This is a genomic window from Photorhabdus sp. S10-54, assembly GCF_963878145.1.
GTDB classification, from domain to species: domain Bacteria; phylum Pseudomonadota; class Gammaproteobacteria; order Enterobacterales; family Enterobacteriaceae; genus Photorhabdus; species Photorhabdus kayaii.
Genome location: NZ_CAWNXG010000019.1, coordinates 47,261 through 59,587, shown reverse-complemented (window position 1 = coordinate 59,587; position 12,327 = coordinate 47,261). Strand labels below are relative to the sequence as shown.

Below are 12,327 nucleotides of genomic sequence, written 5' to 3'. Positions count from 1 at the left end.
ATCTCCATGTTTTTTTAGTGAATTGCCATGCAAAAACAGCTTTTAAAGCTAACAAGGCGGGATAAGTTGATCATTTCTTGAGACAGGTTATGTTATGCAGTTATTAACACATGTTTTGTTTCGTCTTTGCGAGAATACTATAAAACTATATCCAAGATAGTAAAAAATCAACTCTCTACCTAATATGTATTAAAATTCAACAAATAACCAATATACTGACTATTGATTAAGACAGGTTGGCTGCGAATATGAGCGAACAAAGCAATACCACCATAGTTCCATCTCACCCCAAAAAAACCAGGAATACCGTTTTTACTATTCTTGGGGCAATCAGTGTTTCACACTTATTGAACGATATGATCCAATCGCTGATTCTGGCAATTTATCCTTTACTACAATTAGAATTCAACCTGAGTTTTGTGCAAATCGGTATGATCACCCTGACTTATCAGATTACCGCCTCTTTATTACAACCACTGATAGGTCTCTATACTGATAAACATCCACAGCCCTATTCATTACCTGTTGGGATGAGTTTCACCTTATCCGGTCTATTATTGCTGGCCTATGCCAACAATTTCCCGTTAATTCTATTAGCATCTGCATTAATTGGAACAGGCTCTTCGATATTCCACCCGGAATCGTCGCGCGTAGCACGTATGGCATCCGGTGGTCGCCACGGACTAGCTCAATCTCTTTTTCAAGTCGGCGGTAATTTTGGCAGCTCCCTTGGGCCTTTGCTAGCCGCTCTGTTTATTGCTCCCTATGGCAGAGGCAACGTTGGCTGGTTCTCTTTGGCAGCATTACTGGGTATCATCGTGCTGCTACAGATCAGTAAATGGTATAACGCTCAGAATTATTTCAAGAAAAATCAAGCCAAAATTGGCCCTGCCATTAAAGTTTTATCAAGAAAAACCGTGATAGGTTCCTTGGTTATTTTGCTAATCTTAATCTTTTCCAAATATTTTTATCTCACCAGTATCAGTAGCTATTATACTTTTTACTTAATACACAAATTTGGCATTTCCGTGCAAAGCGCCCAGTTTCATCTGTTTATTTTTTTATTCGCAGTTGCAGCAGGAACCATTATTGGTGGACCGCTTGGTGACAGGATCGGCAGAAAGTATGTTATCTGGATATCTATCCTTGGAGTTGCACCTTTTACATTAGTTCTGCCTTACACTTCTCTGTACTGGACAAGTATTCTATCAGTGATTATTGGTGTGATTCTGGCATCTGCGTTCTCTGCAATCCTGGTATACGCTCAGGAACTTATTCCAGGTAAAACCGGGATGGTATCCGGCCTGTTTTTCGGGCTGGCTTTTGGTATGGGAGGTATTGGCGCAGCGGTACTTGGTGATATTGCGGATAGAACAAGTATTGAACTGGTTTATCAGATTTGTGCTTTTCTGCCGTTACTTGGCATATTTACCGCTTTATTACCTAATATAGAAGATAAGAACTAGGAAAATCACCATACAATCCCACATAAAAGTTAATTTTTATGTGGGAATAGTGCTTATTTACCTCATAAATATTCAAATAGAGCAACACAAATACCTGTTACGGGTAATTTAATCCTTTCAATCCATATTTTTTGATGTTTTATTCATTTTTTTAGCGAATTTACCTCGAATTATCTATAAAATACAGTTACACCTACCTCTTCACTATGCTATTTACTAGCCTCAGCAAGAAGGAGTCTTAATGGAGCACTCGACACCACTTATCACCACTATCGTTGGCGGATTCTTTATCGCTTATCTGCTTGGTATGCTGGCACAACGCCTGAAAATCTCACCGCTGGTTGGTTACCTTACTGCGGGAGTACTCGCTGGTCCTTTCACTCCTGGTTTTGTCGCTGATGCATCACTGGCCCCCGAACTGGCAGAAATTGGTGTCATCTTATTGATGTTTGGTGTCGGACTGCATTTTTCACTCAAAGATCTGTTAGCAGTAAAATCTATTGCTATCCCTGGTGCTATTGCACAAATATTGGTCGCGACACTACTCGGAGTAGGGCTATCAGCAATACTGGGTTGGGAATTATTTAGCGGTATCGTCTTTGGTCTCTGTCTATCAACCGCCAGTACCGTTGTTCTATTACGAGCGCTAGAAGAGCGCCAACTGATCGATAGCCAACGAGGTCAAATAGCTATTGGCTGGCTGATTGTCGAAGATCTAGCGATGGTGCTGACTCTGGTATTACTGCCCGCAGCTGCCGGTATTCTTGGTAATAAGGAAGCCAATATCGGGCAGTTAATTATGGAGCTCGCCATGACAGTCGGCAAAGTTATCGCTTTTATCTTGCTGATGATTGTTGTTGGCCGCCGTCTAATCCCTTGGGTACTGGCAAAAACCGCTAGTACCGGCTCCAGGGAACTATTTACCCTTGCTGTATTGGTTATCGCCTTGGGTATCGCTTACGGTGCCGTTGCTCTGTTTGATGCTTCATTCGCACTGGGGGCGTTCTTCGCCGGGATGGTATTAAACGAATCAGAACTAAGCCACCGTGCAGCCCAAGATACGCTGCCACTCAGAGATGCTTTCGCCGTATTATTTTTCGTTTCTGTTGGCATGCTGTTCGACCCAATGGTCCTCATTCAACAGCCCCTATCGATATTGGCAACGTTGGCAATCATTATTATTGGTAAGTCCGCCGCTGCAATGTTACTTGTAAAGATGTTCGGCCACTCACGCCGGACCGCGTTAACGATTTCAGTCAGTCTGGCGCAAATCGGTGAATTTGCCTTTATTCTAGCCGGCCTTGGGGTTGCACTCGGTCTGCTTGATGGAAATGCCCGTAACCTTGTTCTGGCTGGCGCGATTGTTTCTATCATGCTAAACCCAGTTCTATTTAGTCTGTTGGATCGCTATCTAGAAAAAACAGAAACTATTGAGGAACAGTTACTGGAAGAAACGTTGGAAGAAGAGACGCAAATTCCTGTCGATATCTGCGGCCACACTATCGTTGTCGGCTACGGACGTGTCGGCAGCTTGCTATGCCAACGCTTGCAGGAAAAAGAGATCCCTCTGGTTGTTATTGAAAACACCAGAGCCAAATTTGAGGAACTCGGTGAACAAGGTATTAGTGCAGTCATGGGCAACGCTGCCAGCAAAGATATTATGTCACTGGCGCGCTTGGATTGCGCCTGCTCCCTCCTACTAACTATTCCTAATGGCTATGAAGCGGGTGAGATTGTCGCCTGTGCAAGAGAAGCACGCCCGGATATTAATATTATCGTCCGAGCCGACTATGACGATGAAGTTACCTATATCACAGAGCGTGGAGCTAGCCACGTCATTATTGGTGAGCATGAAATTGCTAAAACAATGGCAACTGTATTCGCCAACAGTGAGCAAAGCTATCCGATTGAACCACCTCCAGCATCGCCTTTTTCGCCATTACTTTGAGGAAAGCGACTGCTGATGGAATCATTCCCTATTCCTTACCGAGTAGGGATCATGAACCGTTCTTATCACTTAAGTATCAGTGATAAGAACGGTTCAGAGGGAACAAAACTTTCAGTTGAAGTATTGCTTTACTCAATTCTATACCCTATGGATTTCAAGATGCATCGCGACGGCAAGGGAGCGAATCCCCGGGAGCATAGATAACGATGTGACCGGGGTGAGTGAGTGCAGCCAACAAAGAGGCAACTTGAAAGATGACGGGTATATACAACAAAAATCAATCGAATTATCAATTAATCCTTAGCCCATTCAAAACAAGATTCAGCAACCCATTGAGGTAAATATTTTTTTATTAATAGGGAGGGTAAATACCATGCATTACTTAACATGATCATGGTATTTACCTAGTTACAACAAGGAAACTCTATACAATCCAAGCTACCTTCAACCACTATTAGCTTAATGAGACTATTAATGAAAAAGCCAATCAGTCGGGAGGGCGCAATATCAAACATCCGATTATGTCAAAGATATAAAACACCTTTCATTGACGTGTAAAACATTGAAACAGAGAAAACACATAACACTAAAGAAGCAAGACGATAAAACAAATCGGGTTTTAAAATTCCTTTTCCGAACTTTCCTACATATAGCATTTTCCCAACCCCCACCCAAATCAGGGAAACGGGTAATAACGCACAAACAAAAACCGTCATGCATGGAATGTATTCTGACCACAAAGTAAATGCAGTAAGAGGAAATATATATGTAGCAAACACAAAAGCCTTAGGATTCAGCAATGTGGCAAATAATACCGTGATAAAATGGATTTTTACTACATTCTTGTCTAATGAGAAATGCCAAACTTTAAAAGCTAGATAAGCAATGTATGTCGAAGCACACATCTTTAAGACGACCAGTGACCATACGAAAGCATGAGAGACTGTAGATAAAAATAACCCCCACAAACTAATTGCTGTTATATAACCCAATGCCTCAGCTAATATCAGCCTGAGTGTACTAATAAAACCATGTGAATATCCAGATGATACCAAAAGAGTATTTGTTGGTCCCGGCATAATTAAGACCATACTCACCATACTGGCAATTCTTATATAATCGTAGTAACTATTCATAGTATCCTCAGTGGCTGTTATACATAATAATTAATTATTTGAAATATAATAGGAAATTTTCAGTAAAAAATTTCATCACACCCCCCATCTCTTTAAATTAACAATAATAAGTTACGGTCATTAAATACCATTACTTTCACTTAATAGCTATTAGGTTCGTCTTTTCTCTCAATGTTAGTAATCTCAATAACTCCAATTCAGTAATAAAATATACAAAAAACCTTTCCTAATATAGGCAACAAAATAAAATAATTACAGAAAACAAAAACTATTTCACTAAATGATCCTTCTGAGTTATCAATCATCGCCAAAGTTTCGCTATCTAAATTAGCATCATAAAACACTAATCTACATTTCAATACTATACAAAAAATATGAAATTCCGTATTAACCTCGGGAATACTCCTAAAATATAGCAGCTCCAATCCATATATAACTAATATCATTTCTATATATGGCCGATATCATTTCAATATATAAAGAATATCATTTCAATACACAGCTAGTATCATTTCAGTATATTACTAATAAAGGAGTATTCTCTAGCTAATCATCTTGATTATAATTAGTAAAATCAACAATTGAGAAATCAGTTCCAAGATTTTTAAAAATTGTGATTTTAGTCCAAATTCTTCCTTTAGCTAATCCCTATTACAATAAACAGAAAAATTAGGTACATAATCAAATCAGCATGAACCGGATTGGTGATTTTAGCAGTATCTAGCTATATTAGAAATGCGCCGTCACACGCAATTTTTATATAAAAAACAACAACATAAGTTAAATATAAAAAACAAATATAAAATTTTATTTTCATATTATTGCTATCTGAATGATATAAATATTCTATTCTAGGACATTTTTAAATGTTATTTGAATTTATTTAAACAGATATATAAATAAGAATAAAATACTTTGCCTTTTATAAATTAGACGAAATATCATTACTGTCAATAAAATAAACTCTAACTACCATTTATAATCTTAATAAATGATTTTATAGCTAAATTTCGGCACCTCATTAATTTACACGGTGCCGAAATTTTAAAATTATCGTTCCCAGTAAGATTCTTCCAAACTATCTTCTTTTTCGGGCAAACCACGGCTTAATCGTGGGGAATGCTGACTCAATACCTGATAGCTAACTCTGTTGGCATATTTACATACCTGAGCAAGTGATGAATATGTTAGATAAGTACGGATATGTTTACTGGAATTAGGCACATTCATTCTGTGGTGATTGTTGGCCGTTATATCATGCAGCAAAGCAGATAAAGCACCATCACCTGCCCCATTGGTATTCATGATTTTTTCTGGCCCCCCCATATAAGGTTCAATATGGGAATAAACTTTCATCGGGATTTGGCAATCAGATTTACGCATAGCACGGCTGAACTCATAACGGTTAAATTCAGCAATAGCACCCGGTAACAATGGATGGGTTGTCTGACGCATATAATCTTTTTCCGTATAACCTGCCATATATAATCCAGCCGGACCTGCGGTACACAAAACTAAATCGACCCAATCTAGTGCCATATCCGAAGCCAATAGTGGATCACTGAAACCAGTAAGCTCATAAGCTTCATCTTCATTCATTGCCAGAACAGAAATATTCTCAACCAGAAAATCACGCCACCATTGTGGATCATCAGCAATAACATATTTCGTCCCTAGCGTCAGAACCACAGGTACACTATGCTTTTTCGCATATTCGATAGCTTTCATGGTTGCTTCTGGCATTAGTTCTCCCGATTTACAACGAATCAAGTAAGCAGTTAATACCAAAGCAGAAGCTTCAGCAATAATCTTCTCAGGAATACTTTCCGGTTTAAGTTGATTCATTTGCCCAGGACTGATGGCAAAAGTCCGCTCACCATTTTCCGTTACTAACGTAAAACAGCGACCAATTGCCCCGTTCACTCCCTGTAAATAGTTCAGATCAGTACGGCTAGACGTGTTACATAAGTAGCGGTAAGCATAACTGCCAATCTGAATATTACTACACATAGTACCCAGTAAGACGGAACGATCATCGGCAAGAACTGAGTAATTATGTAAAGTATTACCAATAGTGCCACCAGCAAACTCGTGGCTAATAAGATTATTATCAGTAAGTTCTTTATACAGGGTTTCAGCTACATCATCTTCAATAACTAATGAATGCCCTTGGCTGAGGTTATAGCGCTGGATAAAATCTTCATCTACTTTCGCCTCAATATCCACTAATGTCTGATCGATACCAACGATATAAGCTCGGTTATTCTCACCATCCATCATCTCTTTAATTGGCTGGAGTAAAGGATCACGCAGACTGACGGGAAAATAGTGTTTTGATTTACGTTTACCAGGGAATTTCATTTTTGATTGATGCTATAACGCCAAAAGGTGCAGCATATTAGCACAATAAAAACTGACAGGCAGCAAATGTCACTACGACATTTACTGCCAAGGAAAACTTAAGCCGCTTGCTGACGACTACGTACCATATGACGAATTAGAACAGACACCACAGCCAAGATCAGCCCAAGAAAAGCACTGCCTATTAAGATAAGTAGACGCTTCGGTGAATCTTTCGCTGTCGGCTCATAAGGAGCCTGCATATATCTAAATGGTTGGAAGTTAACTTTATCTACTTTAAGTGCTTTCAGCTGTTCTATATAGAACAAACGGTTACGTAAGTCAGCATCAATCAAGGTGGGATCTTTTATCTCCTCTGTAATTTGCAACTTACGTTGTAATGCATCAGCCCCCAAAGCAATGGAATAATCTGGATCGTCTTTGATCATTGCTCCTTCACTGGAAATAGGCTTTTTAATTCCTGCCGAATTAGCGATAGATAATGCATGTTTCAATCGCTCAATATTAGCTTCCTGTATATTATTCACACGGTTTAAATCAACGTTATATAAACCTTCAGAGTAATTAAGCTTTTGTTTTACTATATCACTTAATTCACTCTTCACCTGTTCATGGACAACAGACGACGCATAGTCAATATAGCCATTTAACAGATTATATGCATCTTCTGCGGTTCCGGCACTGAAAGTCAATTTAGTTTCACCATTTTCATCATCTTTTTCCGCTTTTGAAGAAGATGAAATATTATCATTCACAATCTTTTCAATAAGTTTTCTTTTTGCAAATGGTGAATGATCACCTGATTCAGCCACCAGATTTTTAAAATATTCTGTATTAACCAGATATTCTTCACGCAAAACCCGTGAATTAAAATTATTTAAAAAATTATTATACAGTGACGATGAAGTTACTGATGGTTGTAAACTTAAAACCTCTAACTTAGTCAGGAGATCTCTAAGTGGTTGTATCTCTTCAAGTTGAGGCTTAACAATAGAAGCCGAACTGCTCCACTTTTGTGGCATCAAAGATGCTGCTACAAAGCCAATAACAGCAAAAAGGATAGTAATAGTGATAATCAATAACTTTGATTGAAATAAAACAGAGAATAACTCAAACAAATCAATTTCATCATCTTGTTTTGAATTGTAATAATTAAAATATTCTTCACTGAAATTAGTGTCTTTAATCGGTTTATTACTCATTATTTATATCCAAATCCAAATATGCTGTTACTAATTGATATACAAAACATCATCCCACTAAGCCTATAGGTTAATTCCCATTTACTCTGAAACAAGTATGGCAGTTCCACTAGGCTGGTATCTGTGTAGCAATATACCTTAAAAAGCCAATGAACCCTAATGATAGATTAATCCTATCACTATTCATTCCTGTTTCTGACAAACCTGTTGACCAACTCTTCAAGTAGTAAAATATGACTAGCGTTGTCGTTAAGCGCCGGAATATATTCAAATTTTTCCCCACCTGCATTAAGAAACATCTCTTTATTTAGCTGTTTTATCTCTTCCAGCGTTTCCAGACAATCAGACGAAAAACCAGGGCAAAGTACCTGAATATGTTTTATTCCCTGATTAGGTAGAGTTTGCATCGTTTGATCTACGTATGGTGTCAACCATTGCTCACGACCAAAACGTGATTGATAAGCCATCATTACCTGCTCTGCCGGATAATTAATTGCTTGCTTTAGCAATCGTGTTGTTAACTTACACTGCTCAGCATAAATATCGCCCGTATCAACAAAACGCTGCGGAATGCCATGATAGGAAAGCAATAATCTGTCTGGTTGACCATGCTTATCGAAACTCTGCTCAATAGTTTCTTTCAATGCAGAAATATAAGCCGGATGATCAGCATAACTACGAATAAAGTGAATCCCAGGAATAGTTCGGTATTTTTGCAATACCAGACTAACACCATCAAATACAGCCGCAGATGAGGAACCAGAATATTGGGGATAAAGTGGTAAAACAATCAGCTGCTCAACATTCTGCTTAAGTAAGTTGTCAATCGCTTGTTCAAGAGATGGAGAACCGTAATTCATTCCCAGTTCAACAGGTATGTCAGCAAGTCTTTCTGCCAGTAATTTCTGTTGCCGACGGCCATATACTAACAGAGGAGAACCTTCATCAGTCCAAATTTTCTGGTATAACTTTGCTACACGTGAGGAGCGGAAAGGCAAAACAAAACCATATAATATTGGCTTCCAGATAAATCGAGATAAATCTATGACTCTTTTATCGCTAAGAAACTCAGCTAAATAATGTCTTATAGCCGCAGTTGTCGGTTTATCAGGAGTGCCGAGATTAACTAATAAAACACCAAATTTACCGTTGTTCATTATGTCGATCCTTCATTGTTTCGCTAGTGAAAACCCTAGCATAATAAAATACAGATGAAAATCATGTTTATCTACGAAAACAATGAGGAAAAATCGACTAATTTACCTGATACAGTAAATAAATAATATAGGATAAGGCGACTTATTAGTCGCCCTCTAAGAATCATTCAGGTTGATTAATCCAAAATTTTAGATAATTCTTCACTAATCTCAGATACCTTACGAGTACCATCAATTCTAAAATATTTGGTATAATCTGCCTCTGCTTCTTTTTGATAGTAGGACACTAAAGGTGCTGTCTGTTGATGGTATTCAACTAAACGTTTACGCACGATATCTTCGTGATCGTCTTTACGAACAGTCAGCTCTTCACCCGTAACATTATCCCTGTTTTCCACTGCTGGCGGATTAAATTTAATGTGATAAACACGGCCAGATGGCGCATGTATACGGCGCCCAATGATACGTTCAATAATGAGTTCATCGGGAACATCGAATTCCAAGACATAATCAACATTAATACCCGCTTCTTTCATTGCATCAGCCTGGGGGATAGTACGGGGGAACCCATCCAGCAAGAAACCATTGCGGCAGTCATCTTGTTTGATGCGCTCTTTGACCAAAGCAATAACCAGTTCATCAGTAACCAGCTTACCATGATCCATCAGCGCTTTTGCTTTTAAACCCAATTCTGTGCCAGCCTTAACCGCAGTACGCAACATATCACCAGTAGAAATTTGAGGGATCCCATATTTCTCCACGATAAATTGCGCCTGAGTCCCTTTACCGGCGCCCGGAGCGCCCAGCAGAATGATACGCATTGCGTAAATCCCCTTGCTAGTTAGTTTTTATATTTTGAGAAAACGAGCCACCATACCATTTAGCATGGGGTTCGCTCAAGGAAACAGGTAAACGATTTCGTGATATTTTTCTGTAAAAATAAACCACGCCCCATCTCATTATCGGAGGCGTGGTTTCCAATCGTCACAAAAAAATGATTAAATCAAGCTTTCTCAGACAACAATAGCTGATTCATACGGCGAATAAACTGATTTGGGTCTTCCAACGTGCCACGCTCAGCAAACAATGCCTGATCAAGCAACAGTTCAATCCAATCCGCGAATTGAACTTCATCACTGATATCAGCAGCCAGTTTTACCAACTGATGATCAGGATTCAGCTCAAAATTGTACTTAACGTCCGGCACCTGTTGACCAGCCGCAGCAAACAATTTCGCCATCTGCGTGCTCATTTCATCCACATTTGTTGTGACAATTGCTGGAGTATCAGTCAGACGGTGAGTCAATTTAACCTCTTTTACTCGATCGCCAAGCAATGTTTTTACACGCTCAACAAACGGCTCCAGCTGCTTTTCAATTTCTTCCTGTTCGGCTTTGTTTTCATCTGCCAGTTCATCCAGGGATTCATCGGCTTTACTGACTGACTGGAATTTTTTACCATCAAAATCAGTGAGGTATCCCATCATCCATTCATCAATGCGATCTGACAGTAACAGAACTTCAATACCTTTCTTACGGAACAACTCCAGATGAGGACTGTTTTTCGCCGCAGCATAACTGTCTGCGGTGATGTAGTAAATCTTATCCTGACCTTCCGTCATCCTACTAACATACTCTTCCAGAGAAACTGTTTGTGCCGAGCTGTCATTATGAGTAGAAGCAAAACGTAGCAATTTAGCGATAGCTTCTTTGTTGGTACTATCCTCTGCCGGGCCTTCTTTCATTACCAGACCAAACTGTTGCCAGAATTGCTGGTACTTTTCTGCATCATCTTTCGCCAGTTTATCCAGCATCTGTAATGCACGTTTGGTCAATGCATTACGTAAATTACGGGTAATAGAATTATCTTGTAAAATTTCACGGGAAACGTTCAGTGGCAAGTCGTTGGAGTCAATCAAACCACGGACAAAGCGTAAATAGTTCGGCATAAACTGTTCCGCATCATCCATAATAAACACACGCTGGACATACAATTTCAGCCCGTGCTTATGCTCACGGTTCCACATATCCCACGGAGCCTGAGATGGAATATAGAGCATGCTAGTATATTCCTGTTTACCTTCTACGCGGTTATGGCTCCAGATCAGCGGATCAGTAAAATCATGAGAAATATGTTTGTAGAACTCTTTATACTCATCATCTGTAATTTCAGATTTACCACGAGTCCATAAAGCTTGAGCTTTATTAATCTTCTCCCAAGTTACTGTATCCTCTTCACCCTCTTCTTCGCTCTTATTTTTGGTTTCAATTTCAACCGGCAAGGCAATATGGTCAGAGTATTTACTGATAACAGAACGCAAACGCCAGTCATTCAGGAATTCATCTTCTCCTTCACGTAAATGAAGGGTGATCTCTGTACCACGGGTTTCTTTTTCAATATCGGCAATCGTGTAATCGCCTTCACCAGCAGATTCCCAGAATACGCCCTGATCAATTGAAGCGCCGGCAGCACGAGTACGTACAGTGACTTTATCAGACACAATAAATGCAGAGTAAAACCCAACACCAAACTGACCAATTAACTGGCTGTCTTTAGCCTGATCTGAACCAATAGATTCCAGAAAAGCTTTTGTTCCTGATTTAGCGATTGTTCCAAGATTATCAATAACTTCATCACGAGTCATACCAATGCCATTATCACTAATCGTAATGCTTCTCTTTTCTTTATCAAAAGAAAGACGAACGCGTAGTTCACCATCATTTTCATAAAGTTTTGGAACAGATAATGCGCGGAAACGTAATTTGTCAGCAGCATCGGAAGCGTTTGAGATTAGTTCACGAAGGAAAATCTCTTTATTGGAATAGAGTGAATGGATCATTAATTGCAGAAGTTGTTTTACTTCAGACTGAAATCCACGGGTTTCCTGACCTTTCATACTCATTTATTACCTCAATCTAAATCCAGTTCAGACAGACAAAATCAGACGATAATATGCAGATGGGGATAAATAAGTTGAATTTCAAGTTTGATTATCCAAAAGAATTATGAAGTAACTTTTGATCATAGCAAAATGGATTAAAAGGCATGCGCCACATA

The 12,327-nt window shown here is 39.1% G+C and carries 8 protein-coding genes; 2 read left to right on the top strand and 6 right to left on the bottom strand.

All coding sequences use genetic code 11. The annotated features are described in order from the left end of the window. Positions 1-248: 248 nt before the first annotated feature. Both AACQ83_RS12425 and ybaL read left to right on the top strand, forming a co-directional pair. Positions 249-1,466: an MFS transporter gene (locus AACQ83_RS12425; RefSeq protein ID WP_112877964.1), complete on the top strand. Its 1,218-nt coding sequence runs from the start codon at positions 249-251 to the stop codon at positions 1,464-1,466. Between the two features lie 241 nt (positions 1,467-1,707). After that, positions 1,708-3,414, top strand: a complete 1,707-nt coding sequence (gene ybaL, locus AACQ83_RS12420) for a YbaL family putative K(+) efflux transporter (protein WP_112877963.1) — start codon at positions 1,708-1,710, stop codon at positions 3,412-3,414. Between the two features lie 524 nt (positions 3,415-3,938). Here ybaL and AACQ83_RS12415 read toward each other — a convergent pair. The 6 genes from AACQ83_RS12415 to htpG all read right to left on the bottom strand — a co-directional run bounded on the left by AACQ83_RS12415 (position 3,939) and on the right by htpG (position 12,166). Continuing rightward, a complete protein-coding gene (locus tag AACQ83_RS12415) occupies positions 3,939-4,550 on the bottom strand; it encodes a LysE family translocator (protein WP_112877962.1) in 612 nt (203 codons plus the stop codon). Between the two features lie 1,050 nt (positions 4,551-5,600). Continuing rightward, a complete protein-coding gene (locus AACQ83_RS12410; protein WP_112877961.1) occupies positions 5,601-6,911 on the bottom strand; it encodes an inosine/guanosine kinase in 1,311 nt (436 codons plus the stop codon). Positions 6,912-7,009: 98 nt separating this feature from the next. Further along, positions 7,010-8,113: an LPS O-antigen length regulator Wzz(fepE) gene (gene wzz(fepE) / locus AACQ83_RS12405; RefSeq protein ID WP_112877960.1), complete on the bottom strand. Its 1,104-nt coding sequence runs from the start codon at positions 8,111-8,113 to the stop codon at positions 7,010-7,012. A 179-nt stretch (positions 8,114-8,292) separates the two neighbouring features. Next, the gene (gene hemH / locus AACQ83_RS12400) at positions 8,293-9,270 is read right to left on the bottom strand and encodes a ferrochelatase (RefSeq protein ID WP_112877959.1); all 978 of its coding nucleotides are present in this window, start codon (positions 9,268-9,270) and stop codon (positions 8,293-8,295) included. Between the two features lie 176 nt (positions 9,271-9,446). After that, complete coding sequence (gene adk / locus AACQ83_RS12395; RefSeq protein ID WP_112877958.1) at positions 9,447-10,091, bottom strand: adenylate kinase; 645 nt, start codon at positions 10,089-10,091, stop codon at positions 9,447-9,449. A 182-nt stretch (positions 10,092-10,273) separates the two neighbouring features. Further along, positions 10,274-12,166, bottom strand: coding sequence for a molecular chaperone HtpG (htpG, locus tag AACQ83_RS12390; RefSeq protein ID WP_192881019.1), 1,893 nt, complete (start codon positions 12,164-12,166; stop codon positions 10,274-10,276). Between the last annotated feature and the right edge of the window lie 161 nt (positions 12,167-12,327).